Below are 24,256 nucleotides of genomic sequence, written 5' to 3' on the forward strand. Positions count from 1 at the left end.
GAAGACGATCGCACCGTCCGCCGGCTCGCTCCGAGCGGCGCTGGCCGGGTGGTACCATGGCTGAGGACGACGCCGGCCTCGAGATGACCCGCCGCGAGCTCGGCGCCGCGGCGGCCGGGGTCGCCGGCGCGTCCGGGCTCGGCCTGCTGGGCTACCGGCGGCTCTCGGACGACGCGGACGAAACGACGGACGAGGGGCCGATGAACCCCCTCGAGGAGTACCCGAACCGGGACTGGGAGGAACACTACCGGAACGTGTGGGAGCCCGACGACTCCTACATGCTCACGTGTACGCCCAACGACACCCACAACTGCTACCTCGAGGCCTCGATCAAGAACGGCCAGATCACCCGTCTCGGCCCGTCGATGAACTACGGCGAGGCGACCGACCTCGAGGGCAACCAGGCGAGCCAGCGCTGGGACCCCCGCGTCTGTAACAAGGGGCTGGCGATGGTTGAACGCTTCTACGGCGAGCGTCGCGTCCACGCGCCGATGGTTCGCGAGGGGTTCATGCAGTGGGTCGACGACGGCTTCCCGCGGGACGACGACGGTTCAATGCCCGAAGAGTACGCTCAACGCGGCGAGGACGACTTCGTCGAGGTCTCCCAGGAGGAAGCCCACGAGTACGCCGCCCGTGCGTTCCTCGAGATCGCCGACCAGTACAGCGGCGACAGCGGGATGCAGCGGCTGCTCGAGCAGGACTACGACGAGCGCGTGGTCGAGGAGACCCAGGGCGCTGGCGTCCGGACGATGAAGTTCCGCGGCGGGATGCCGCTTCTGGGCGTCATCAAGCTGTTCGGTCAGTACCGCAACGCCAACTCGATGGCGCTTTTGGACAACTACGTCCGGGACGTCTCCGAGGACGAGGCCCTGGGCGCGATGGGGCTTGACAACTACTCGTTCCACACCGACCTGCCGCCGGGCCACACGATGGTCACCGGCCAGCAGACGGTCGACTTCGACCTCGCGAGCATCGAGTACGCCGACCACATCGTCCTCGACGGCGTCAACTACCTGACCTCGAAGATGGCCGACTGCCACTGGCTGACCGAGGCCAAGCTCAAGGGGTCGAAGCTCACCGGTATCTTCACCGACTACAACGCCACAGCCTCGAAGTGCGACGAGCTGATCACGGTTCGGCCCGCGACCGACTCGGCGCTGTTCCTCGGCGCCGCGCGGGTCATCATCGAACAGGAGCTGTACGACGAGGAGTACGTCCGGAAACACACGGACCTCCCGCTGCTGGTCCGGATGGACGACAACGAACTCCTGCGGGCCAGCGACGTCTTCCCGGACTACGAGCCTGCCGACCTCGAGAAGACCGACGCCGTCGGCGACGAGGGCGACCGCCCCGGCGTCGACGTGACCGACATCGACGACCAGGTCATCACCGAGGAACTGCGCCGCGAGTGGGGCGACTTCGTCGTCCACGACGCGGCTGGCGACGCCTTCGAAGCGGTCACGCGCGACGACATCGGCGACGACTTCGACGTGTCCGCGACCATCGAGGGCGAGTTCGAGGTCGAGCTCGCCGACGGCGAGACCGTCGCGGTGCGGACGGTCTTCGACCTCATCAAGGAGTACCTCGTCGAGACCTGGGACCTCGAGTCGACCGCCGAGGTCACGGGCACCGCTCCGGAGGCCGTCGAGAACCTGGCTACCGACTTCGCCGACAACAAAGAGAGCACGATGCTGCTGACCGGGATGGGCCCGAACCACTACGCGAACGCCGACCAGCACGGGCGCGCCGCGTTCCTGCTGGCGTCGCTGACGCGCAACGTCGGCTACCGGACCGGGAACGTCGGCTCCTACTCCGGGAACTACCGGATGGCCTACTTCAACGGCGTCGGCCAGTACGCCCACGAGGACCCGTTCGACGTCGAGCTCGACCCCGACCAGCCGGCCCGGACCGACAAGCGCTGGGACGCCCACTCGGCGCACTTCTATACGAACCTCGACAAGCCGCTGAAGGTCGACGGCGAGTACTTCCAGGGCGACACCCACATGCACACGCCCACGAAGTCGATCTGGGTGTCGGGGTCGAACTCCATCCTCGGCAACGCGAAGGGGACCTACAAGATCATCGAGCAGATGCTGCGCAACGGGAAGATCGAGGCGTTTTTCACCAACGAGTGGTGGTGGTCGATGACCTGCGAGTACTCCGATATCGTCTTCCCGGCGGACTCGTGGGCCGAACACCACGTCCACGACATCACGGCCTCGGTCACGAACCCCTTCATTACGACGATGCCCGAGACGGAGCTGGATCGGATCTACAACACGCTCAACGACGCCCAACACTACAAGGGCGTCGCCGAGCAGCTCGCGGAGCTCACCGGCGACGACCGTTTCGCGGACTACTGGGCGTTCGTCGACGAGGACGAGTACCGGGCCAAGCCCTACCTCCAGCGCATCCTCGACCACTCGAACGCGGTCAAGGGCTACGACGTCGAGAACCTGCTCGAGGACGCCCGCGAAGGGACGCCGGCGATCATCATGACCCGGACCTACCCCAAACACGTCGGCAACGAGCAGACCCAGGACTCCCAGCCCTGGTACACGAAGACGGGTCGGCTCGAGTTCTTCCGCGAGGAGGAGGAGTTCGCCGAGGCCGGCGAGCACATCCCGCTACACCGGGAGCCGATGGACGCGACGCCGTACGAGCCAAACGCCATCGTCGACGACAGCGACAGCCCGGTCGTCGCGCCACAGACGCCGGAGGACCGGGGCTGGGACAGCGAGGCGAAGGCCCGCGACACCAGCGACCGACAGGTCCGCAACGTGGTTCGGTCGCCGTCGGAACTGGTCGACACGACCCACCCGTTGACCGACCTCGAGGACGGCTACAACTACGTCTACATGACGCCGAAGTACCGCCACGGGACCCACACCTTCGGCAGCGACCTGCCGAACATCGCGGTCTGGTGGAGTAACTACGGCAACATGAGCCGCCACGCGGGTCTCCGGGGATCCTTCGACCAGCGCAAGCCCTACATCGGCGAGGGGTACGTCGAGATGAACCCCGCCGACGCCCGCGAGGAGGAACTGCAGGACGGCGACTACGTCTGGGTCGACGCCGACCCGTCCGACCGACCGTACCCGGAGTACGACCCCGACGACGAGGACGACGACTACACCCGGGCGCTGATGCGGATCCGGTACCAGCCCAGCCTCCCGCAGGGGGTGACCCGCAGCTGGATGAACGTCTCCCAGACCTCCCACAAGACCTACGCGGCCCAGCAGGAGCGCGACGACGGGAAGGCCAAAGCCGAGGACACGAACTACGCGTCGATGTACCGCAGCGGCGGCCACCAGTCGATGACGACGACCTGGCTGCGCCGCACCTGGATGACCGACTCGATGCCCCGCAAGGACATGCTCGGACAGAACATGGACGTCGGCTTCGAGCCCGACGTCCACGCCGCCAACGGGGCACCCAAGGAGTCGTTCGTCAGGATCGAGAAGGCCGAAGACGGCGGCCTCGAGGGCGAGGGCGACTGGGAGCCCGTCGACCGCGGCATCAGACCGACCAACGAGGACGAGACGATGGAGGAGTACCTGAGCGGCAACTACGTGACGACTTCCGACGACTAACACAAGGTGAGTACCAATGGCTGAAGTTTACAACTGGCAGATCGGACGCGAGATGGAGTACCCCTACGCCGAGTCCCGACCGGAGAAGCAGTGGGGCGCGGTGTTCGACCTCAACAAGTGTATCGCGTGCCAGACGTGTACGCTGTCGTGTAAGACGACCTGGACCCATGGCGAGGGCCAGGAGCACATGTTCTGGAACAACGTCGAGACCAAACCCTACGGCTCCCACCCCCTCGAGTGGGACAAGGAGATCCTCGACCGCCTCGGTGTCCAGGAGTGGACCGAGGAGGACGGCGAGTACGTATACGAGGGCGACACCATCTTCGAGGCCAACGACGTCGACTGGGATGAGATGGCCCCCGACGACGACCCCGAGAACATCCACGGCCAGGGCATCGAGGGCTACCGCCCCGACGACGAGGACTGGGCCCACCCCAACATCGGCGAGGACGAGCCGACCGGAGAGGCGATCGAGTCGGACACCCACATCCCCGAAGGGGAGGAACACCCCACGTGGTTCTTCTACCTCCCGCGGCTGTGTAACCACTGCTCGTTCGCGGGGTGTGCCGGTGGGTGTCCGGTTCAGGCCGTCTACAAGCGCCAGGAGGACGGGATCGTCCTGATCGACGAGGAGAGCTGTCAGGCGTTCCAGGAGTGCGTTCGGGCCTGTCCGTACGGGAAGTCCATCTTCAACCCCGAGAAGGGTAACTCCCAGAAGTGCGTCGGCTGCTACCCGAAGGTCGAGCAGGGGCTAGTCCCGCAGTGCTTCGAGAACTGCCTCGGCAAGATCCGCCAGCACGGCTGGATCAACCCGCCGGAGGAGGCCGACTCCTCGAACCCGATCGACTACCTGGTCCACGACGCCGAGGTCGCGCTGCCGCTGTACCCCCAGCTCGGCCTCGAGCCCAACGTCTACTACATCCCGCCGATCAACGTCCCCGACGACTACCTCGTCCAGATGTTCGGCCCCCGCGTCACGGAGGCCAAGGAGACCTACCAGGCCGCCCGCCGCGGCGACGAGGAGTACCGCAAGCTCCGCGGGCTCATCCACCTGATGGGGTCGACCGAGTGGCGCGTCGAGGAGTTCGAGGTCACCGACGAGGAGGCGATCGGCTACGACGGGGACGGTTCGACCGTCGCCCGCGTCCCGATGGAGGAACCGCAGTACGAACGCGACCGCTTCGACGAGGACAACGACGCCTACCGGCTCGACATCGCATAACGATGACCGCATCCAACACCGAATCCACGACCGCGCTCGATCACGTCCATCGCGCGCGACTGTACAAGCTCGCCTCGCTGGCGTTCGATCGCCCCGACGAGGAACTCGAGGAGGCGCTGGTCTCGGGAACCTTCGCCGACCAGCTGCTCGAGTCCGCCGCCGCACTCGAGAACGACGACCTCAAGGAACACGCGAGGGCGGTCGTCGAGGCGTCCCCGACCGACTCCGCCGGCGTCGACGAACTCTACTCGGACTGGAGCTCGCTGTTCGGGTTCGAGACCGGCGGCGACATCCGACAGTACCAGATCGAGTACAGTCCCGGCACCCTCGTCACCAGCGGCGACACGCTGGCGGACATCGCCGGCTTCTACAGGGCGTTCGGGCTGTCGATCGCGGAGGGGAACCGCGAGCGCGCCGACCACCTTTGCATCGAGCTCGAATTCCTCTCGCATCTGGGCCTGCAGACGGCCTACCTCGAGAACGAGGGTGACGAGACCGGCGTCGCGGTCGTGACCGACGCGCAGGGTGACTTCCTCGAGGACCACCTCGGTCGCTGGATCAGCCGCTTCCGCGAGACGCTCGCCGAGGAGGTCGACGTCGAGTTCTACCGGGCGCTCGGGGCGCTGGTCGACACCCTCGTCGACGACGACACCGATCGGTTCGGCGCCGAACCGAAGACGTTCGATGAGACGCCCCCCTCGCCCCTCGAGGGGCTCAACGACGGGGAGGGCGACTTCCGCTGTGGGACCTGCGGCCCGACGTCCTCGAGATCGACCCCGGAGATGCCGATGGGCGATCGGGACGGCCCCTACTGATCCGATCGCCTCGCAGCCGACGCTCCGTTCGCCTCGCAGCCGGCTCTTCGTTCGCCTCGCGTCGGTTCGGTGTCGCTGATCTCTCGCGAGCGCTCCCTCCCTAGATAACTACCCCCACATAAATGACCCCGTATATTCGGGACCCCGTTTGGTACGGATCCCGCCAAAAGGAGGGAACAGAACGACGATGTCCGCGACGAGTCCCACCACCGATTCCGCCGCCCCGCTTTCGACCGAGACCGACGCCGACGCCGGCGCCGTCCTCGCGGCCCTCGAGGACGCCGACTGCCGAACGATCCTCGAGGCGACGGCCGACGAGGCGCTGACGGCTACCGAGCTCGCGTCGCGCTGCGAGATTCCCTCCTCGACGGTGTACCGCAAGCTCGAGGTGCTGACCGACGCCGACCTGCTCGAGGAGCGAATCCGCATCCAGATGGGTGGCAAACACGCGAGCGAGTACTGCCGGCGCTTCGAGGAGATAACCATCTCCGTTTCGGATCCCGACGGCGTTTCGATCGACGCCCCGGCGCGGGAGTCGGGCGCGCTCTCGGACTGACGACCTCGGACGATCGGTGCCGGAACGGCGTTCGCGCCGCTCTCGTCGAGTGCCCGACGGTCGTTCGAATCCGCGCCTTCTCAGAGGTACAGTTCCATCTCGTGTTCGCCTCGCCCGCTGGCCGTCGTCTCGAAGCCGGCCGACCGGTAGAGGTTCATCGCGATCCGGTTGCTCCGCGAGACGGTGAGCCAGACGTGCTCGACGCCACGTTCCTGACCCTCCCCGAGCAGCCCGCGGATGAGCTGCGTCCCGATCCCCGCGGCCTGGTACTCCGGACGGACGAAGATCGCCAGTTCGTACAGCTCGCCGGAGGGCACCAACACCGCGTGGCCGACCACGTCCTCGCCGTGGCGCGCGACGGTGTTCTGTCCCTTCTCGAGCAGGTCCTCGAGCCACTCGCGGGTTCGAGAGTCCGTGCGGGGCGGCAGCCCCTGCGATCGGGACTCCGCGTCGAAGTGGCCGTACATCTCGACGAGCGGCTCGACGCCGCCATCGTAGGACTCGACCGTTACCGTTCGGCCCTCGTCGTCCTCGGCCGTCGTCGGCAGACGCGGGAACCGCGGTCGCTGGTCGGGCGGGGGAGTCATGTCGTCACCTACGGAACGAACGTTCCTAAGCCTGTCTCGGGTTCCCGTCGACTGGGAGCGACGGCCGGACCGCCGCTCGAGGGGAGAACTCGGATCGGTACTGGAGAACGTTCCCGCCGATGGTTGATCAATCGAGCTCCGTGCGGTGTTCCTGCAGGGAGTGTTCCTCGAGGTCGTCGCTCGAGTCGAACGTGTCTCTGCAGATCGGGCACTCGTGGGTCCCGGACATGGGCGATATTCTCGCCCGCCAGCAGAAAATACTGCAGCCCTTCGTGTGCTACCGATCGCGGCGTCTCGGGTTCGCCAGTTCGGCTGCCCGATGTAAGGCGATAGCCCTCGCTTCGCGTCGCTCCCCGATCCGAATCAGTATAGCTACTTCTTTTCACCCTATTATTATTGAAAAGTAGTCCCGGGCGGATTCGAACCGCCGTCATGGGCTGTCTCCCGTGACGGACTGAACCGAACACGTCCAAAGGCCCATATGATTGGCCACTACACCACGGGACTTCTCACTTCGTTCGAAGTTCCCGCGTACCTCGCGATTCCTTCGGAATCGCTTACCATCACGGGACTTCACTCGCCGAATAGAGCCCCGTCGCACAATAGTGTTACTTTTCACGGTGAGGCGTTGGCGATATCGCGCCCGCTTCCGCGCGCCGGTGACAGCTCCGACACAGCGTGACGACGTTGTCCAGGGTGTGTGCGTTCTCGCCGTTCTTGAACGACCGGACCGGGCGAATGTGGTGTACGTCCGGGTTGCGGTCGAGTTCCTCGGCGTTCGCACCGCAGTGCTGGCACTCGTACTCGTCCCGTTCGAGCGCCTGTCGCCGTACGCGCCACCATCCTCCTCCGTATTCGATCGGTCCTCCCTCCCACTGGTGGTGCTTCGGGCCGACGACGTTCTCGGAAAGCCACTCCCCGTAGCACTCGAGCGTACAGAAGACGCCTCGCTTTCGCCGTTCGAGACTGCGGGACGTACCTCGAGATCCGCTCCGCACGACAGGCACGCTGTCTCAACTCGTTCGCCCTTCTCCGACGGGTTCTCCGGAAGCAACCCATCGGCGGCATCGACGCAGTCCGGACAGTACCGGCCCTGCTTGTTGGAGGGGTAGTACGAGAACGTCGCTTCGCAGGATGCACACGATGTGGTCTCGACCGCATCCTTCCAGTTTCCGTTGTGCTCCCCCGCGTTCGGGTTACAGTCGTCACAGAACTCCCGGCGAGCCTTCGGGTCGTAGAACTCCGTTTCACAGCCGCTGCAGGTTCGGTTCGGTAGCGGCTCTCCGTGCACCTTCGTGTGGTGCTGTCGCATTCCCCGCTCCGACTGGAGGGACTTGCCACACGTGGGACAGTCCATACCGTCGTTGACCTCGCTACCGTACGTAAAGCTAGGTCAACAGATAAAATCGACTGGGATCCGCGAAAATCGGGATCGATGACGGCGTTACAGGTAGCCTTCGTCGGCCAGTCGCTCGACACCCTCCTGCAGGCGCTCCTCGCTCGCGGCGTAGGAGATGCGGGCGTACCCCGGCGTGCCGAACGCGCTGCCGGGAACGGTGGCGACGTGGGCGTCCTCGAGCGCGCCCTCGCACCACTGCTGGTCGTCCTCCGCGACGGGGAGCATCATGTAGAACGCGCCGTCGGGCACCGCGACGTCGACGTCGTGGCCCTCGAGCAGGTCGACGACCAGGTCACGGCGCTCGGCGAAGGCGGCGACCATCTCGTCGACGGCCTCGTCGGTGTTCTCGAGCGCTTCGATCCCGGCGTGCTGGACGAAGTTCACGGCCGACGAGACGGAGTGGCTGTGGAGCTTGCCGGCCTGGTCGATCAGCTCCTCGGGGCCGGCGAAGTAGCCCAGCCGCCAGCCGGTCATCGAGTACGCCTTCGAGAAGCCGTTGACCGTGACGGTGCGGTCGGCCATCCCCTCGAGCGTTCCCAGACTCGTGGGCTCGACGCCGTAGGTGATCTCCTTGTAGATCTCGTCGGAAATTACGGTCACGTCGTGCTCGACGGCGAGGTCGCGCACGCCCTCGAGCGCTTCGTCGGAGTAGACGGCGCCCGTGGGGTTCGACGGCGAGTTGACGATCAGCAACTCGGTGTCGTCCGACACCGCGGCCTCGAGATCCTCGAGGGCGGGCTCGAGCTGGAACTCGGTCTCGGAGAGGTCGACCCGCGACAGCGAGCCGCCGGCCATCTTGACCATCGCCTCGTAGGAGACCCAGGCGGGATCCAGGAGCACGACTTCGTCGCCGTCCTGGACGAGGGCCTGGACGATCTCGTAGAGGGCCTGCTTCGCGCCGGGGGTGACGATGATCTCGTCGGTGCCGTGCTCGAGGCCGTCGTCGTCGAGCTTCTCGGAGATGGCCTCGCGCAGCTCGAGGATCCCCGCCGAGGTGGTGTAGCCGGTGTGGCCGGCGTCCATCGCGTCCTTACCGGCCTCGACGACGTTCTCGGGCGTGGGGAAGTCGGGCTCGCCGACCGAGAGGTCGACGACGTCGGCGCCGTCGTTCTCGAGTTCGGTCGCGAGCGCGGAGATGGCGAGCGTTGCGGACGGTTCGACTCGGGTCAGACGGTCGGTGAATTCCATCGTCATCGTTGATCTGGGTCGGGTAGCTCGGCGACGAGGTCGAGCGCGCCGTCGACGGCTTTGGCCGCGTTCTCGACGCGTTCGCGGGCCTCCGCTGCGGACATCCCGGGCCCGGTGACGCCGAGCGTCACGGGGGTGTCACGCTCGAGACTGACGTCGGAGAGCCGCTGTGCGGCCGCGTCGGTGATCACCTGGTCGTGGTCGGTGTCGCCGGTGATGACCGTGCCGATCACGGCGACGGCGTCGACGGCCTCGAGGCGGGCGAGCCGGTCGGCCGCGAGCGGGGCGTCGTAGACCCCAGGAACGCGAACCGTCTCGTACACCTCGGCGCCGGCGTCGTCGGCGGCCTCGCGGGCGACGGCTTCCATCTGCTCGGTGATCTCTCGGTTGAACTCCGCGACCACCAGTCCGAGCGTGGTCATACTCGAGCGGTCGGGTGGGGAGTTCAAAGAGGTACCGTTCTCGGCGGACATCGCGGTTCTTGCGACGGAGACGCGACCCCGTCGCGGATCACGGTGATCGGCCGGCGGCTGCCCGCTCGGGTTACCCACGAACGTGCTTATTACCACCGGATGTGGGTCGCCATATCGTCAGGATTGAGAATACTTAAACGACTGCCCGCCCAACCCACGCCCGATGACGACGCTACGGACGCCGGGGCCGACCCTCGGCGTGGTCGGTGGCGGACAGCTCGGACGGATGCTCGCCGAGGCGGCCGCGCCGCTGGGCGTCGAGGTCGTCGTACTCGATCCGACGCCCGACTGCCCGGCCGCACCGGTCGCGCGCGACCAGATCGTCGCCGACTTCGACGACGAGGCCGGCATTCGGGAACTCGCCGCGCGGGCCGACGTCCTCACCTTCGAGATCGAACTAGCAGACCAGGACGTCCTCGAGCGGGTCGCCGAGGACTCGGGGACGCCCGTCCATCCGAAGCCCTCGACCCTCGAGACGATCCACGACAAACTCGTCCAGAAGCGCGCGCTGGAGGAGGCGGGCGTTCCCGTCCCGCCGTTTCGGGCGGTCGAGGACGCCGACGATATTCGCGACGCGATCGACGACTACGGCGCGCCCGTCATGCTCAAAGCCCGTACTGGCGGGTACGACGGGCGCGGGAACGTCCCCGTCGAGTCGAAGGCCGACGCCGAGGACGCGCTCGAGTCGGTCGCCGGCCCCGCGATGGTCGAGTCGTTCGTCGACTTCGAGCGGGAGATCTCGGTGATCGCCGTCAAGGGCGACGACGAGACCGCCGCCTTCCCCATCGGCGAGAACGTCCACGAGGACGAGATCCTCCGGGAGACGATCGTCCCCGCGGGCTCCGAGGAAGCCGTCGAACGGCGGGCTCTCGAGGTCGCCGAGGACGTTCTCGAGGTGATGGACGGCCGGGGCGTGTACGGAATCGAGCTGTTCGAGACGAGCGAGGCGCTACGCGCCTCGGAAGACTCGAGCGGACGAAGTCCGCGAGAGAGCGGCGGCGAAGTCCTTCTCAACGAGATCGCCCCCCGCCCTCACAACTCGGGGCACTGGACGATCGAGGGCGCACAGAGCTCGCAGTTCGAACAGCACGCTCGAGCCGTGCTGGGCTGGCCGTTGGCCGCGACCGACCTGCGCTCGCCGACCGTGTCGGTGAACCTGCTCGGCGATGTCGAGGAGTCCCGAGACGCCGAGTTGCGAGGGGTCGAGCGCGTCTTCGAGACGCCCGCGGCGAACCTCCACTGGTACGGGAAGCGACAGGTTCGGCCGCTGCGGAAGATGGGCCACGTCACGATCGCCGGGCGCGACGGCGAGACGACCGACGAGCTACTCGAGACCGCGCGCGAACTCGAGCGCTCCGTCACGTTCACGTCGGAGTAACCAGCACTGTCTCCCATGAGCGACACCGTCGAGAAGCTGATCGACCGTCTGCACCACGAGGCCGAACTGGACCTGCCCGACGCCGAGACGCCCGACGTCGGCATCGTGATGGGCAGCGACTCCGACCTCGAGGTGATGTCGACGGGCGGACGGCGCCGCGGCGCCTACGATGCCCTCGTCGACGAACTCGGCTTCGAGGAGCAGACCGACTACGACAACCCGCCCGAGGCGCGCTTTACGTTCGAGACGTACGTCACCTCCGCCCACCGCACACCCGAGCTGATGACCGCCTACGCAGAGACGGCCGAGGACCGCGGGCTCGAGGTGCTGATCGCGGGTGCCGGCGGCAAGTCCGCCGATCTGCCGAACATGACGGCGTCGATCGCCTACCCGCTACCGGTGATCGGCGTGCCGGTTCAGGAGAAGTCCGTCGACAGCGTCATCGGGATGCCGACGGGCGCGCCGCTGGTCGCGGTCGACGCGGGGAAGTCGTTCAACGCGGCGCTGTCGGCCGCCCAGATCCTCGCCCGGCAACACGAGCCGGTACGGGAGCGACTCCTCGAGTACCACGAGAGCTTACGGGAGGGGGTCGGCGAGGTCTCCCGTCGACTTCACGACGAAGGGACCGGGGACTTCTCGAGGGAGTAGCCGACCGTCGCGGCGGTCGATCCGAACGAACGTCCGTTGGGGAGCGTCCGCGTTCGGTGTGGCGATCGGAACCCCTCCGGAGTCCGAACTCGGATTTTTCGGGGTGACCCGGTCAGGAGTTGTGCTGACGATCGTTCGACGGTGCCCTCGAGCGACGAAAACGGATGCTGATGCTCCTACCGGCCGAAACGGCAAGAATCAACCCTTATATGCGTGGGGTCAGAAGCTTCGGACGTTACCGAGATGAATGACTGGATCGCTATCGGCGCGCTCGCGCTCGTGGGACTGCTGATACCGCTCGGGATGATGGCGGTATCGTACCTCCTGCGGCCGAGCGTCCCCGAAACGAGCAAACGTGCCACCTACGAGAGTGGCGAGGTGCCGACCGGCGGGACGCGCATCCGATTCAACATCCAGTACTACATGGTTGCGCTTCTGTTTCTCGTCTTCGACATCGAGACCGTCATGCTGTTTCCGTGGGCGGTCGTCTACCAGGATGCGCTCGCGGCCGAGGAGTACGGGATCGTCCACGCCCTCGGGCCGATGATCGCGTTCGTCGTCATCCTGCTGATCGGATTCGCCTGGGCGTGGCGGACCGGCGCCGTCCAGTGGGCACGCACGCCGGAACAGGTCGAAGCCGGAGCTGATCGATAATGAGCAGTGACAAACCGCGCCAAGAGATCTACGACAGTACCGCTCCGTCGTCCGACACCCGCGAGTCGCGGATGGGTACCGGCCCCGACGACCGATTCAACTCGAGGCTTCGGGAGGCGTTCGGCGCGACGCCGTTCATCCTCACGAAGTTCGACCAGTTCATGAACTGGGTTCGGGGGAACTCGATGTTCATGCTGCAGTTCGGGATCGCCTGCTGCAGCATCGAGATGATGCACACGTACGCGATCAAACACGACCTGGACCGGTTCGGCGCGGGCGTTCCCCGGGCCTCGCCGCGCCAGGCCGACGTGATGATCGTCCCGGGGACGATCGTCTCGAAGTTCGGTCCCCGGATGAAACGGGTCTACGACCAGATGCCCGAACCCAAGTTCGTCGTCGGGATGGGGTCGTGCACGATCTCCGGGGGGCCGTTTCAGGAGGGATACAACGTCGTCAAGGGCGCCGAGGAGATCATCCCCGTCGACATCCACGTCCCCGGCTGTCCGCCCCGACCGGAGGCGCTGGTCTACGGCGTCGCCAAACTGCAAGAGCGGATTCGAAACGGCGAGACCTCGCCGGTCGTCGTCAAGCCGTACGAACTCGAGCAGTTCGGCGACCTGCCGAAGGACGAACTCGTACAGAAACTCGCGAGCGACATCGACGAGGACGACCTCGTCATGCGGTACAACTGGGCTGATTCGCCATGAGCACGGGACTCGAACGACAGATACGGGAGGTCACCGAGGACGACCTCGAGGCGCTGATCGGCGACCGGGCGCTCGGACGCGACGATCACCTCAACGCGCCGGGCTTCGTCATCCGCCCCGACGACGTCCAGGACGTCCTCTTCGACCTTCGCGACGAGGCCGGATTCGACCACCTCTCCTGTCTGACCGCACAGCAGTACGAGGACCGCTACGAGTCGATCTACCACATGAAGAAGTACGCCGACCCGACCCAGGAGGTCTCGGTCGTCGTGCCGACGTCGATCGACGACCCCGTCAGCCAGTCGGCCGAACCCGTCTTTCGGACGGCCGACTGGCACGAGCGGGAGGCCTTCGACCTCGTGGGGATCGACTACGAGGGCCACCCCGACCCGCGACGGATCCTCCTGCCCGAGACCTGGCAGGGCCATCCCCTCTCGAAGGACTACGATCAGGAACAGCCCCAGGTCGTCACGCTCTCCGAACACGCCAACCCGATCCAGCCGGACCACCACGACCAGGAGTCGGACACGATGTTCCTGAACATCGGTCCCCACCACCCGGCGACCCACGGCGTGCTCCACCTCGAGACGGTGCTCGACGGCGAGACCGTCGTCGACGTCGACCCCGACGTCGGCTACCTGCACCGCTGTGAGGAGCAGATGTGTCAGTCGGGCACCTACCGCCACCAGATCATGCCCTACCCCGATCGGTGGGACTACGTCTCGGCCGGCCTGTTAAACGAGTGGGCCTACGCCCGAGTCGCGGAGGATCTGGCCGATATCGAGGTGCCGGAGTACGCCCAGGTCATCCGGACGATGGGGGCCGAACTCTGCCGGATCGCCTCGCACATGCTCGCGCTGGCGACGTTCGCCCTCGACGTCTACGGCGACTTCACCGCCGTCTTCCAGTATGGCATGCGCGACCGGGAGGTCGTCCAGGACATCCTCGAGGACCTCACCGGCCAGCGGCTGATGTTCAACTACTTCCGGCTGGGCGGCGTCGCCTGGGACCTGCCCGAACCTCGCGAGGAGTTCCTCGAGAAGACGCGGGACTTCCTGGACGGGCTCCCCGCGAAGGTCGACGAGTACCACGACCTGCTCACCGGCAACGAGATCTTTCAGGTTCGGACCCACGACACCGGCGTCCTCAAGCCCGAGGTCGCCAAGTCCTACGGCTGTACGGGCCCGGTCGCTCGCGCGTCGGGGGTCGACTACGACCTCCGGCGGGACGACCCCTACGGTTACTACGAGAACCTCGAGTGGGACGTCGTCACTCGCCAGGGCTGTGACAACTACGCCCGGGTGCTCTGTCGCATGGAGGAGGTCGAGGAGTCCGCGAAGATCATCGAGCAGTGTGTCGACCTGCTCGAGGACTGGCCGGAGGACGACCGCGAGATCCAGGCCAACGTTCCCCGGACGCTCAAGCCCGATCCCGACACGGAGGTGTACCGCGCCGTCGAGGCCGCGAAGGGCGAACTCGGAATCTACATTCGCTCGGACGGCACCGACAAACCCGGTCGGTTCAAGATCCGCAGTCCGTGTTTCCACAACCTCTCGGCGCTCGGTGAGATGAGCGAGGGCGAGTACGTTCCCGACCTGATCGCCTCGCTGGGCAGCCTCGACATCGTCCTCGGAGAGGTGGATCGATGATCGAGGGGACGCCGCTGCAGGCCAGCGACACGGTCTTGCTCCCCGAGCGGATCGGCGACCTGACCGGCCTGGACCAGTTCGGGCTCGCCGGCGAGTTGCTCGCGACGTTTCTCGCCGCCTTTCTCGTCGGCAACCTGATGCTGGCGATGACCGGCGTCGCCGGCCCGTGGGCGAAACGGAAGATCACGGCCGCGTTCACGGACCGGATCGCCGTCAACCGACTCGGGCCCGCCGGCCTGTTCATCATCGTCGCCGACGCAGTGCGACTGCTCTCGAAGGAGCTGATCATCCCGGAAAACGCCGATCGTCCGGCGTACGACCTCGCACCGATCGTGGTCGCGTCCTCGGCGCTGCTTGGTTTTGCGGTGATTCCGATGGGGAGCGGAATCCACCTCGCCGACCCCGAGGTCGGACTGGTGTTCACGTTCGCGGTCGCGGGTATCGCCAGCGTCGGTCTGGTGATGGCCGGCTACTCCTCGGCGAACAAGTACTCGCTGCTCGGGGGGCTGCGGGCGGTCGCACAGAACGTCGCCTACGAGATCCCGCTCATCGTCACCGGGATGTCCGTGGTGATTTTCACCGGCACCCTGCAGATGAGCGAGATCGTCGCCGTACAGAACGAACCGCTCGTCGACCTCGGACTCGTTGCGATCCCGCAGTGGTTCGCGATCGTCAACCCGTTCGCGTTCGTGCTGTTCCTGGTCGCGAACTTCGCCGAGGTCGGCCGGAATCCCTTCGACACGCCCGAGGCGCCGACCGAGATCGTCGCGGGGTACCAGACCGAGTACTCCTCGGTGTACTTCGTGTTGATCTACCTCGGCGAGTTCCTGCACATCTTCCTGGGCGGTGCGATCATCGCGACGATCTTCCTCGGCGGCCCGGCAGGACCGGGTCCCGAGGCGATCGGCATCGTCTGGTTCCTCGTCAAGATCTGGGGCGTCTTCTTGCTGACCCAGTGGCTCCGCTCGGCGGTGCCCCGGGTCCGGATCGACCAGCTGATCGAGATCGGCTGGAAGGGACTGCTCGTCCTTTCGTTCGCGAACCTTGTACTGACCGCGGTAATCGTGGGGCTGATAGCATGATCGGGATACTCAAATCGATGGCAACGACGATGAAACACGCGCTGGACGGCTCGACGTTCACGGTCGAGTACCCCGAGACCGCGCCGGACGTCTCGCCACGCTTTCGGGGAGTCCACAAGTTCAGCCAGGAGCGCTGTATCTGGTGTCGCCAGTGCGAGAACGTCTGTCCGAACGACACCATCCAGATCGTGATGGACGACCAGCGCAACGGCGAACAGTACAACCTCCACATCGGACAGTGCATCTACTGTCGGCTCTGCGAGGAGGTCTGCCCGGTCGACGCCATCCTGCTCACCGAGAACTTCGAGTTCACGGGCGACACCAAACACGACCTGGTGTACAACAAAGAGCAGCTGAAGGCGGTGCCGTGGTACAAGGATATCGACCCGCTCGAGTCCCGCGAACCCGACCGGGGCGCGTGGATCGGCGAGGGCGAAGGGGAGGTCGATTACCAGTGACGGGTTACCCGTCCCCGAGAACGGGCATTTCACTCCAACAATGACATACGAGCTGATCGCGTTCGCGCTGTTCGCGTTCGTCACGCTCGCCAGCGCGCTCGGCGTCGTGTTACTCGTCGACCCCTGGCACTCGGCGCTGATGCTCGGCGTGACGCTGGTCAGCGTCGCGGTGTACTACGTGATGCTGGCGGCGGAGTTCGTCGCCATGATGCAGATCCTCGTCTACGTCGGCGGGGTGCTCATCCTCATCACGTTCGCCGTGATGCTCACCCAGCGCGAGGAGACGGACGCGGAGACCGACGAGGTGGTACGGACATGACGAACAGACCCCGACTTCGACTCGGGCAGTCGCTCGTCCCGGGCGTCCTCGCCGTTGCGCTGTTCGGCGCGATGGCGATGATCGTCCTGAACACGGGCTTTGCCGACGAGATGGTCGGCTTCCCCGAGGGGATCTCGGTGACGTCGGAGATCGGCTACGCGCTGTTCGATCTCACGGCCCTGCAGTCGGCCGAGGGCTCGATCGGTGACACCGAGCCGTTCCTCGCCGCGTTCCTGCTCATCGCGGTCGTGTTAGACGCCGCGTTAGACGCCGCGCTCGTGCTCGCGAAACGCGAGACCGAGGGCGAGCCCGTCGCGGCGCTCTCGAGCCGTACCGGCGCTACCCCGGGTACCACGGGAAGCGATCAGGTCGCCGCCACGGACGGCAGTGGTCGCCTCCGCGAGTCGTCCGACGAGTCGGCGGCGTCCGACACCGGCGCGGAGTCCGGAGGTGACACCTGATGGACGTCCCCATCGAGTACTTCGTGTTACTGTCGATGGCGCTGTTTTCCATCGGTCTCTTCGGGATCCTGACGCGTCGAAACGCGCTGCTGTTCCTGATGTCCGTCGAGATCATGGTAAACGCAGCCAACGTCAATCTGATCGCGTTCGCGTTCTACCACGGCAACCTCACGGGGCAGGTGTTCGCGCTGTTTGCGATGGCGCTTGCCGCCGCCGAGGTCGCGATCGGACTCGGGATCGTCCTGGTACTGTACCGCAACTTCCGTGACGTCGACGTCACGGTGCCGACGACGATGAGGTGGTAAGATGGAAGGGTTATTCGACTACGCACCGGCGATCGCGCTGTTCCCGCTTGCGGCGTTCGTCATCGCTCTCGCCTTCGGGCCGAAATTACCGAAGAAGGGGGCGATCCCGGGTATCGTCGCGACGGGCGGCTCGTTGCTGCTCTCGCTTGCGATGCTCGCGGCCGTCGCGGGCGGCGAAGAAGGATACTACCACGAGACGCTGTTCACGTGGGCGGCCGGCGACGCCGCCGGCGAGATCGGCACCGACGCCATCGAGTTCACGTTCGGCATCCTGATCGATCCGCTGGCCGCGCTGATGCTCGTGATCGTCTCGCTCGTCGCCTTTCTCGTTCACGTCTTCAGCCTTGAGTACATGAACGCCGAGGGCGAGACCGGCCTGCCGCGGTACTACGCCGGGCTCGGCCTCTTCACGTTCAGCATGCTCGCGTTCGTCTACGCGGACAACCTGCTGATGGCCTTTATGTTCTTCGAGCTGGTGGGGCTGTGTTCGTTCCTGCTGATCGGGTTTTGGTTCCGCACCCGCTCGGCGCCCTCGGCCGCGAAGAAGGCGTTTCTGGTCACCCGCTTCGGCGACTACTTCTTCCTGATCGGGGTCGTCGCCATCGCCGCGACCTTCGGCACGGTCCAGTTCGCGGGCGAGGACTCGTTCGTCGCCGCGGCCGAGGCCGCAATCGACGACGGCGGACAGCTGTTCGGGTTCGACGCCGAGACGTGGGTGACGATCACCGGACTGCTCGTCCTCGGCGGGGTCATCGGCAAGTCGGCACAGTTCCCGCTGCACACCTGGCTGCCCGACGCGATGGAGGGTCCCACGACCGTCTCGGCGCTCATTCACGCGGCGACGATGGTCGCGGCCGGGGTCTACCTGGTCGCCCGGATGTTCGGCTACTACGCGCTCTCGCCGACGGCGCTTGCGATCATCGCCTTCGTCGGCGGCTTCACCGCGCTGTTCGCGGCGACGATGGGCGTCGTCAAAGACGACATCAAGCAGGTGCTGGCGTACTCGACGATCAGCCAGTACGGCTACATGATGCTCGGACTGGGCGTCGGCGGCTACGTCGCCGGAGTCTTCCACCTCATGAACCACGCCTTCTTCAAGGCGCTGCTGTTTCTCGGCTCCGGCGCCGTCATCGTGCTCATGCACCACGAACAGGACATGTGGAAGATGGGCGGCCTCAAAGAGAAGGCGCCCGTCACCTACTACACGTTCCTCGCCGGCGCGCTCGCCCTGGCGGGAATCGTCCCGTTCTCGGGCTTCTGGTCGAAAGACGAGATCCTGTACGACGCCCTGATCGTCGGCTTAGAGCAGCCCCTGATCATGGCGGCCTACGCGATGGGGCTGATCGCCGTCTTCTTCACCGGATTCTACACGTTCCGGATGGTGTTTCTCACCTTCCACGGCGAACCCCGCTCCGAGACCGCCGAGGATCCTCACCCGGTCGGCTGGGCGATCAAGGCGCCGCTGCTCGTGCTGGGCGTCCTCGCGACGGTGGCCGGCCTGGCGAACCTCGCTCCCGTCGCCAAACTGACGGGCGCGGAGATCTCGTTCCTCGAGTACTGGCTCGACGGCGAGTACGGCGGCCTCGAGGCGCTGACCTATCACTCCTACCACGAGACGGTGCCCTTCGAGGAGGGAGCGATCGGATCCGAGACCACCACCATGCTCCTCGGCGCGGGACTGTCGCTCGGGCTGGCACTGGCGGGCGCGTTCACGGCCCACACGCTGTACAACGTGCCGTCGCCGACCCGCCACACCGAGAAGCTCGGCGGCGCCTACGACGTTCTGCGGAGCAACTACTACCAGGACGAGTACCAGGTCTGGCTCGCCGAGGGCCTGACGCTGCCGGTGGCCCGCGCTGCGGATCGGTTCGACCAGACCGTCATCGACGGCGCCGTCAACGGTGTCTCGTCCGTGAGTCTGTTCGGAGGCGATCGGGTCAAGCGGATACAATCGGGTATCGTCACTAACTACGCGGCCTTGCTCGTCGCCGGGTTCATCGCCTTGCTTATCGTACTCGGATTCCTCGGAGGGTGGTTCCTATGATGATCGAAGCGCTTCTCGCAGCGACCCTGATCGGCGCGCTGGTGACGTTCGTCGCGCCGAATCGTATCGCCGGTAAACTGGCCTTCGTCATCAGCCTGCTTCCCGCGGGGATCGGCCTGTGGCTGTTCTCGGCGTTCGACGGCAGCGGAAACGCCCTGCTCGAGGGCGAACTCGCCTTCGAATCCCGGGTCGAGTGGATCCAGATCGGCGAGTACTCGGTCTCGTGGTTCGTCGGTCTCGACGGTATCAGCCTCCCGCTGGTCGTGTTGACGACGATCCTCTGTACGCTCGCGATCGTAAGCTCCTGGACGCCGATCGACGATCGCGAGTCGCAGTTCTACGGGCTCGTGCTGTTCATCGAGGCGAACCTGATCGGCGTCTTCGCGGCGCTGGATTTCTTCGTCTGGTTCATCTTCTGGGAGGCCGTGTTGATCCCGATGTACCTGCTGATCGGGATCTGGGGCGGCCCGCGCCGCAAGTACGCGGCGATCAAGTTCTTCGTCTACACGAACGTCGCCTCCCTGCTGATGTTCGGCGCGTTCATCGTGCTCGTCTTCAGCCTCGGCGACGCCGTCACGAGCTTCGCGCTCCCGGAGATCGCAACGGCGATGCTCGAGGGCGGGCCCGAGGCGTTCATGGGCGTCGCCGGCTCGACGATCGCTGCGGCGGTGTTCGTCGCGATGTTCGTCGGGTTCGCCGTGAAGGTACCCGTCGTCCCCTTCCACACCTGGCTGCCCGACGCCCACGTCGAGGCGCCGACGCCCGCGTCGGTGCTGCTGGCTGGCGTCCTGCTGAAGATGGGGACCTACGCCCTGCTGCGGTTCAACTTCACGATGTTCCCCGAGCAGGCCGCGGCCTTCGCGGTGCCGATCGCCGCGATCGCGGTGATCAGCGTCATCTACGGTGCGATGCTCGCGCTCGCCCAGACCGACCTGAAACGGATCGTCGCCTACTCGTCGGTGTCGTCGATGGGCTACGTCATCCTCGGGCTGATCGCCTACACCCAGTTCGGGGTCGGGGGCGCGACCTTCCAGATGGTCAGCCACGGGCTGATCTCCGGACTGATGTTCATGGCGGTCGGGGTCATCTACAACGCCACTCACACTCGGATGGTCACCGACATGTCCGGGATGGCCGATCGGATGCCCGTCGCCGTCGGCATCCTCGTCGCCGGCGCGTTCGGCTATATGGGGCTGCCGCTGATGAGCGGTTTCTTCGGCGAGTACGCGATCTTCTTCGGCTCCTTTGGCTCCGGACGGCTCCCGTACTCGCAGGTCTTCACCCCGCTGGCGATGTTCGGCATCGTCATCGTCGCCGGCTACCTGCTCTTTGCGCTCCAGCGGACCGTCTTCGGCCCGTATCACTTAGAAACCGACTACGACGTGGGACGCGCGCCGCTGCACGACGTCGCGCCGATGTTCGTGTTGCTGGCGATCATCATCGCCCTCGGCGTCGCGCCCGAACTGATCTTCGAGATGATTACCGACGCAGTCGACCCGATCCTGGAGAACGGAGGTGAGCTGTGATGGCGGTGCTCGAGTTACCCTCGTGGACCGCGCTCGCGCCGGCGCTTGTGTTTGTGGCGACGGCGCTCGCGCTGTTCGTTATCGACAGCATCAACCCGCACACGAGGAACCGCTCGCTGCTGGCCGGGACGACCGCGGTCGGCGCGCTCGCGGCGCTCGGCATCGCCGTCTGGTTCATGCTCGCCGGCGTCGGCACCCCGACCGCCGAGGGCGGTCTCGGCGTCGTGGAGCTGTTCGGCGGCCAGTTCGTCGTCGACCAGATGACGCTGTTTTTCACGACCGTCGTCTCGGTCGTCACCGCGCTCGTCGCCGTGGCGAGTTACGACTACATGGCCGACCACACCTACCAGTCGGAGTACTACTCGCTGATCATGCTCGCCGCGACGGGGATGGCCGCGATGGCCGCGGCCAACAGCCTCGTGACGGTCTTCATCGCCCTCGAGCTGGCGAGCCTTCCCTCTTACGCCCTCGTGGCGATCCTCAAGGACAACCGTGGGAGCGTCGAGGCGGGCCTGAAGTACTTCCTGATCGGCGCGCTCTCCTCGGCGATCTTCCTCTACGGCATCTCGCTTGTCTACGGCGCGACGGGCCACCTCCAGCTTGAGGCGATCGCGGACAACCTCGACGGCGCCGACGCCTACGGCGGTCTGCTCGGGCTGGGCATCCTGATGCTGATCGGCGGATTCGCGTACAAGACCGCGAGCGTCCCCTTCCACTTCTGGGCGCCTGAGGCCTACGAGGGTGCGCCCGCGCCGATCTCGGCGTTTCTCTCCTCGGCCTCCAAGGCCGCGGGCTTCGTGATCGCCTTTCGCGTGTTCACGACGGCGTTCCCGGTCGAGGCGACGACCGCCGTCATCGGGATCGACTGGACGACCGCGTTCGTCGTCCTCGCGATCGTCACGATGACGCTCGGGAACTTCGCCGCGGCGACCCAGGACAACGTCAAGCGGATGCTCGCGTACTCCTCGATCGGCCACGCCGGCTACGCGCTGATCGGGCTGGCCGGCCTCTCCGCTGACGGCGGCGAGCTCGTGATGGGCGCGGCGATGATGCACCTGTTCGTCTACGGGTTCATGAACACCGGCGCCTTCCTGTTCGTCGCCCTCGCGGAGTACTGGGGCGTCGGCCGAACCTTCGAGGATTACAACGGGCTCGCACGGCAGGCACCCGTGGCCTGCGCCGCGCTCGGAATCTTCATGTTCAGCCTCGCCGGCATCCCGCCGCTGGGCGGCTTCTGGAGCAAGTACATCCTCTTTACCGAGACGATCGGCGCGGCGGGAACGAACGGCGCCATGCTCGTCGTCGCCGCGGCGCTGGTGGTCAACAGTGCGCTCTCGCTGTACTACTACTCGCGGCTGGTGAAAGCCGTCTGGATCGAAGACCCCGTCGGCGAGCGGGACGCGCTTGCCCAGCCGATCGGGCTGTACGCGGCGATCGTCGTTGCCGCCGTGTTGACCGTCGTCGCGCTGCCGGCGTTCGGCCCGATCGCCGACGCGGCACAGCAGGCGGCGGCCGTCGCGATGGGGTGACCGTCGGCTCGGTTTCTCACCCCGGCTGCGCCGTCGGGATCCGATCAAGCCGGTAGCTTTTACCCGACGGGGTTGCAAGCCGCACCGTATGGTTTTCCGGCTCGTCCTCGGGTGCGGAACCGTCGGTCGGCAGACGATCGGACGACTGCCCGAGTGTGACGACCGGCTGCTCGTCGTCACCGAGGACGAACAGACCGTCGAAACGCTCCGCGACAGGAGCGTTCCCGCTCGAGAGGCCGATCCGACCGACCCCGGAGTGCTCGCGGGCGTCGAGCGACCGGCCCTCGTCTTCGTCGCCGGCGACCGCACCGACCGCAACCGGCTCGCCCTCGAGCGGGCCCGGGAGCGGTTCCCGGCCGCGACGATTGTCGCCTACCTCGGCGGGAAGCCCACGCCCGAAGATCGGGCGGCGTTCGACGAGCTCGCCGACCGCGTGGTCGACCCCGAGCGGGCGCTGGGCGGCGCCGTCCTCGAGGCGACGACGAGTCCGGCCGCCGACGCTGCGATTCGGCTGCGACGTCGCCTCCTGCAGATCGACGGGCGGCTCGCGGTCATGATGCACGACAATCCCGACCCCGACGCGATCGCGAGCGCCGTTGCGCTGGCCGAGATCGCCGAGTCGGTCGGCGTTCCGGCCGACCCCTGTTACTTCGGGCAGATCTCCCACCAGGAAAACAGGGCGATGGTGAACGTCCTCGGACTCGACCTGCGAAACCTCGAGCCCGGGGCCACCCTCGAGGAGTACGACGCCGTCGCGCTGGTCGACCACTCCAGACCGGGGGTCAACGACCAGCTTTCCGAGGACTGCCACGTCGACATCGTCATCGACCACCACCCGCCCCGGGGGCCGGTACCCAGCGACTACGTCGACCTGCGGGAACACGCCGGTGCCACGAGCACGGTGCTGACCGAGTACCTCGAGCAGTTCGGGTCGGGGTTCGACCGGGCGACCGCGACGGCGCTTTTGTACGGGATCCGGGTCGACACCGACGAGTTCACCCGGGAGGCGTCCTCGGCCGACTTCGAGGCCGCGGCGACGCTGTGGCCCCACGTCGACACCGACGTGCTCCGGCGGATCGAACGGCCCTCCCTCGAGGGCGAGACCCTGGACACGATCGCCCGCGCGATCAAAAACCGGGAACAGCGCGGCCCGGTGGCGGTGGCCAGCGCCGGGCGGATCGGCGACCGCGACGCGTTGCCCCAGGCGGCCGACCGACTGCTCACGATGGAGGGGGTCGACACGTCGCTCGTGTTCGGCTTCATCGACGAGATGGTGTTCGTCTCCGCGCGGTCTCGGGCGGGCGGCGTCGACCTCGGCGAGGTGGTCCGGGACGCCTTCGATCGGATCGGCAGCGCGGGGGGCCACGCCAACATGGCCGGCGCCCAGCTCGAGATCGGTATCCTCGGCGCCGCCGACGACGAGCAGGTCGACTCGATCGTCAGCGTCGTCGAGGAGGTCATCACGGACCGCTTTTTCGAGGCGATCGAGAGCCAGCCCGGGACGCCGGTCGGCTCCTACACCCAGACCAGCGAGGTACTGTTCACGCTCGAGGACGAGGAGTGACACGCAGCGAGCGAAAGCCCACCCCTTCACAGTAGTTGCTGATTCGATCAGGAAGACCGCGAAGGCTGGAGGAGCGTACCGGTTCTGACTTCGTGAAGA

At 66.3% G+C, this 24,256-nt stretch carries 21 protein-coding genes, 1 tRNA gene and 1 pseudogene; 18 read left to right on the forward strand and 5 right to left on the reverse strand.

Annotated features, from left to right (window positions below; translation table 11 throughout):
* Nucleotides 1–56: 56 nt before the first annotated feature.
* The 4 genes from GWG54_RS07835 (at nucleotide 57) to GWG54_RS07850 (ending at nucleotide 6,186) form a co-directional block, all read left to right on the forward strand.
* Nucleotides 57–3,593: a molybdopterin-dependent oxidoreductase gene (locus GWG54_RS07835; RefSeq protein ID WP_167937249.1), complete on the forward strand. Its 3,537-nt coding sequence runs from the start codon at nucleotides 57–59 to the stop codon at nucleotides 3,591–3,593.
* Nucleotides 3,594–3,609: 16 nt separating this feature from the next.
* Complete coding sequence (locus GWG54_RS07840) at nucleotides 3,610–4,815, forward strand: 4Fe-4S dicluster domain-containing protein (protein ID WP_167937250.1); 1,206 nt, start codon at nucleotides 3,610–3,612, stop codon at nucleotides 4,813–4,815.
* Between the two features lie 2 nt (nucleotides 4,816–4,817).
* Nucleotides 4,818–5,630: a molecular chaperone gene (locus tag GWG54_RS07845; protein ID WP_167937251.1), complete on the forward strand. Its 813-nt coding sequence runs from the start codon at nucleotides 4,818–4,820 to the stop codon at nucleotides 5,628–5,630.
* 187 nt (nucleotides 5,631–5,817) lie between these two features.
* Entirely contained in the window at nucleotides 5,818–6,186 is a 369-nt protein-coding gene (locus GWG54_RS07850; protein WP_167937252.1) for a helix-turn-helix domain-containing protein, read from the forward strand.
* An 80-nt stretch (nucleotides 6,187–6,266) separates the two neighbouring features.
* On the opposite strand, the gene GWG54_RS07855 is transcribed toward GWG54_RS07850, so the two are convergent.
* The 5 genes and pseudogenes from GWG54_RS07855 to ribH all read right to left on the reverse strand — a co-directional run bounded on the left by GWG54_RS07855 (nucleotide 6,267) and on the right by ribH (nucleotide 9,782).
* Entirely contained in the window at nucleotides 6,267–6,773 is a 507-nt protein-coding gene (locus tag GWG54_RS07855; protein ID WP_167937253.1) for a GNAT family N-acetyltransferase, read from the reverse strand.
* A 404-nt stretch (nucleotides 6,774–7,177) separates the two neighbouring features.
* Nucleotides 7,178–7,280: transfer RNA gene (locus GWG54_RS07860), tRNA-Gln, on the reverse strand.
* A 101-nt stretch (nucleotides 7,281–7,381) separates the two neighbouring features.
* Nucleotides 7,382–8,130: pseudogene (locus GWG54_RS07865) on the reverse strand (HNH endonuclease).
* Nucleotides 8,131–8,217: 87 nt separating this feature from the next.
* Nucleotides 8,218–9,366: a pyridoxal phosphate-dependent aminotransferase gene (locus GWG54_RS07870; RefSeq protein WP_167937254.1), complete on the reverse strand. Its 1,149-nt coding sequence runs from the start codon at nucleotides 9,364–9,366 to the stop codon at nucleotides 8,218–8,220.
* Nucleotides 9,363–9,782: a 6,7-dimethyl-8-ribityllumazine synthase gene (gene ribH, locus GWG54_RS07875; protein ID WP_167937255.1), complete on the reverse strand. Its 420-nt coding sequence runs from the start codon at nucleotides 9,780–9,782 to the stop codon at nucleotides 9,363–9,365. Before ribH ends, GWG54_RS07870 begins: the two co-directional genes overlap by 4 nt.
* A gap of 214 nt (nucleotides 9,783–9,996) precedes the next feature.
* Here ribH and GWG54_RS07880 point away from each other — a divergent pair, with 214 nt between their 5' ends.
* From GWG54_RS07880 to GWG54_RS07945, 14 genes are all read left to right on the forward strand, one after another.
* Entirely contained in the window at nucleotides 9,997–11,211 is a 1,215-nt protein-coding gene (locus tag GWG54_RS07880) for a 5-(carboxyamino)imidazole ribonucleotide synthase (RefSeq protein WP_167937256.1), read from the forward strand.
* Between the two features lie 15 nt (nucleotides 11,212–11,226).
* Complete coding sequence (locus GWG54_RS07885) at nucleotides 11,227–11,859, forward strand: AIR carboxylase family protein (RefSeq protein ID WP_167937257.1); 633 nt, start codon at nucleotides 11,227–11,229, stop codon at nucleotides 11,857–11,859.
* Between the two features lie 243 nt (nucleotides 11,860–12,102).
* Nucleotides 12,103–12,513: an NADH-quinone oxidoreductase subunit A gene (locus GWG54_RS07890; RefSeq protein WP_167937258.1), complete on the forward strand. Its 411-nt coding sequence runs from the start codon at nucleotides 12,103–12,105 to the stop codon at nucleotides 12,511–12,513.
* Complete coding sequence (locus tag GWG54_RS07895; RefSeq protein WP_167937259.1) at nucleotides 12,513–13,220, forward strand: NADH-quinone oxidoreductase subunit B; 708 nt, start codon at nucleotides 12,513–12,515, stop codon at nucleotides 13,218–13,220. Before GWG54_RS07890 ends, GWG54_RS07895 begins: the two co-directional genes overlap by 1 nt.
* Nucleotides 13,217–14,869: an NADH-quinone oxidoreductase subunit D gene (locus tag GWG54_RS07900; RefSeq protein ID WP_167937260.1), complete on the forward strand. Its 1,653-nt coding sequence runs from the start codon at nucleotides 13,217–13,219 to the stop codon at nucleotides 14,867–14,869. Before GWG54_RS07895 ends, GWG54_RS07900 begins: the two co-directional genes overlap by 4 nt.
* Nucleotides 14,866–15,951, forward strand: coding sequence for a complex I subunit 1 family protein (locus GWG54_RS07905; RefSeq protein ID WP_167937261.1), 1,086 nt, complete (start codon nucleotides 14,866–14,868; stop codon nucleotides 15,949–15,951). The genes GWG54_RS07900 and GWG54_RS07905 overlap by 4 nt, the downstream gene beginning before the upstream one ends.
* Nucleotides 15,948–16,409 carry an NADH-quinone oxidoreductase subunit I gene (locus GWG54_RS07910; RefSeq protein ID WP_008426515.1) on the forward strand — a complete coding sequence of 154 codons (462 nt, stop codon included), beginning with the start codon at nucleotides 15,948–15,950 and terminating at the stop codon, nucleotides 16,407–16,409. Before GWG54_RS07905 ends, GWG54_RS07910 begins: the two co-directional genes overlap by 4 nt.
* A 40-nt stretch (nucleotides 16,410–16,449) precedes the next feature.
* Nucleotides 16,450–16,728 carry an NADH-quinone oxidoreductase subunit J gene (locus tag GWG54_RS07915; protein ID WP_008426513.1) on the forward strand — a complete coding sequence of 93 codons (279 nt, stop codon included), beginning with the start codon at nucleotides 16,450–16,452 and terminating at the stop codon, nucleotides 16,726–16,728.
* A complete protein-coding gene (locus GWG54_RS07920) occupies nucleotides 16,725–17,189 on the forward strand; it encodes a hypothetical protein (RefSeq protein WP_167937262.1) in 465 nt (154 codons plus the stop codon). The genes GWG54_RS07915 and GWG54_RS07920 overlap by 4 nt, the downstream gene beginning before the upstream one ends.
* The gene (gene nuoK / locus GWG54_RS07925) at nucleotides 17,189–17,494 is read left to right on the forward strand and encodes an NADH-quinone oxidoreductase subunit NuoK (RefSeq protein WP_008426510.1); all 306 of its coding nucleotides are present in this window, start codon (nucleotides 17,189–17,191) and stop codon (nucleotides 17,492–17,494) included. Before GWG54_RS07920 ends, nuoK begins: the two co-directional genes overlap by 1 nt.
* A 1-nt stretch (nucleotide 17,495) precedes the next feature.
* Nucleotides 17,496–19,538: an NADH-quinone oxidoreductase subunit L gene (gene nuoL, locus GWG54_RS07930; protein WP_167937263.1), complete on the forward strand. Its 2,043-nt coding sequence runs from the start codon at nucleotides 17,496–17,498 to the stop codon at nucleotides 19,536–19,538.
* Nucleotides 19,535–21,064 (forward strand): NuoM family protein, encoded by a 1,530-nt coding sequence (locus GWG54_RS07935; RefSeq protein WP_167937264.1) that lies wholly within the window; start codon nucleotides 19,535–19,537, stop codon nucleotides 21,062–21,064. Before nuoL ends, GWG54_RS07935 begins: the two co-directional genes overlap by 4 nt.
* Entirely contained in the window at nucleotides 21,064–22,593 is a 1,530-nt protein-coding gene (locus GWG54_RS07940; RefSeq protein WP_167937265.1) for an NADH-quinone oxidoreductase subunit N, read from the forward strand. Before GWG54_RS07935 ends, GWG54_RS07940 begins: the two co-directional genes overlap by 1 nt.
* Before the next feature lie 88 nt (nucleotides 22,594–22,681).
* The gene (locus GWG54_RS07945) at nucleotides 22,682–24,157 is read left to right on the forward strand and encodes a DHH family phosphoesterase (protein ID WP_167937266.1); all 1,476 of its coding nucleotides are present in this window, start codon (nucleotides 22,682–22,684) and stop codon (nucleotides 24,155–24,157) included.
* Nucleotides 24,158–24,256 lie beyond the last annotated feature (99 nt).

Source organism: Natronococcus sp. JC468 (assembly GCF_012163165.1).
Lineage (GTDB): Archaea > Halobacteriota > Halobacteria > Halobacteriales > Natrialbaceae > Natronococcus > Natronococcus jeotgali.

Excerpts from the sequence above, each read along its gene's own strand:
- GWG54_RS07835 (WP_167937249.1), top strand. The coding sequence starts at position 57 with ATGGCTGAGGACGACGCCGGCCTCGAGATGACCCGCCGCGAGCTCGGC.
- GWG54_RS07840 (WP_167937250.1), top strand. The coding sequence starts at position 3,610 with ATGGCTGAAGTTTACAACTGGCAGATCGGACGCGAGATGGAGTACCCC.
- GWG54_RS07845 (WP_167937251.1), top strand. The coding sequence starts at position 4,818 with ATGACCGCATCCAACACCGAATCCACGACCGCGCTCGATCACGTCCAT.
- GWG54_RS07850 (WP_167937252.1), top strand. The coding sequence starts at position 5,818 with ATGTCCGCGACGAGTCCCACCACCGATTCCGCCGCCCCGCTTTCGACC.
- GWG54_RS07855 (WP_167937253.1), bottom strand. The coding sequence starts at position 6,773 with ATGACTCCCCCGCCCGACCAGCGACCGCGGTTCCCGCGTCTGCCGACG.
- GWG54_RS07870 (WP_167937254.1), bottom strand. The coding sequence starts at position 9,366 with ATGACGATGGAATTCACCGACCGTCTGACCCGAGTCGAACCGTCCGCA.
- ribH (WP_167937255.1), bottom strand. The coding sequence starts at position 9,782 with ATGACCACGCTCGGACTGGTGGTCGCGGAGTTCAACCGAGAGATCACC.
- GWG54_RS07880 (WP_167937256.1), top strand. The coding sequence starts at position 9,997 with ATGACGACGCTACGGACGCCGGGGCCGACCCTCGGCGTGGTCGGTGGC.
- GWG54_RS07885 (WP_167937257.1), top strand. The coding sequence starts at position 11,227 with ATGAGCGACACCGTCGAGAAGCTGATCGACCGTCTGCACCACGAGGCC.
- GWG54_RS07890 (WP_167937258.1), top strand. The coding sequence starts at position 12,103 with ATGAATGACTGGATCGCTATCGGCGCGCTCGCGCTCGTGGGACTGCTG.
- GWG54_RS07895 (WP_167937259.1), top strand. The coding sequence starts at position 12,513 with ATGAGCAGTGACAAACCGCGCCAAGAGATCTACGACAGTACCGCTCCG.
- GWG54_RS07900 (WP_167937260.1), top strand. The coding sequence starts at position 13,217 with ATGAGCACGGGACTCGAACGACAGATACGGGAGGTCACCGAGGACGAC.
- GWG54_RS07905 (WP_167937261.1), top strand. The coding sequence starts at position 14,866 with ATGATCGAGGGGACGCCGCTGCAGGCCAGCGACACGGTCTTGCTCCCC.
- GWG54_RS07910 (WP_008426515.1), top strand. The coding sequence starts at position 15,948 with ATGATCGGGATACTCAAATCGATGGCAACGACGATGAAACACGCGCTG.
- GWG54_RS07915 (WP_008426513.1), top strand. The coding sequence starts at position 16,450 with ATGACATACGAGCTGATCGCGTTCGCGCTGTTCGCGTTCGTCACGCTC.
- GWG54_RS07920 (WP_167937262.1), top strand. The coding sequence starts at position 16,725 with ATGACGAACAGACCCCGACTTCGACTCGGGCAGTCGCTCGTCCCGGGC.
- nuoK (WP_008426510.1), top strand. The coding sequence starts at position 17,189 with ATGGACGTCCCCATCGAGTACTTCGTGTTACTGTCGATGGCGCTGTTT.
- nuoL (WP_167937263.1), top strand. The coding sequence starts at position 17,496 with ATGGAAGGGTTATTCGACTACGCACCGGCGATCGCGCTGTTCCCGCTT.
- GWG54_RS07935 (WP_167937264.1), top strand. The coding sequence starts at position 19,535 with ATGATGATCGAAGCGCTTCTCGCAGCGACCCTGATCGGCGCGCTGGTG.
- GWG54_RS07940 (WP_167937265.1), top strand. The coding sequence starts at position 21,064 with ATGGCGGTGCTCGAGTTACCCTCGTGGACCGCGCTCGCGCCGGCGCTT.
- GWG54_RS07945 (WP_167937266.1), top strand. The coding sequence starts at position 22,682 with ATGGTTTTCCGGCTCGTCCTCGGGTGCGGAACCGTCGGTCGGCAGACG.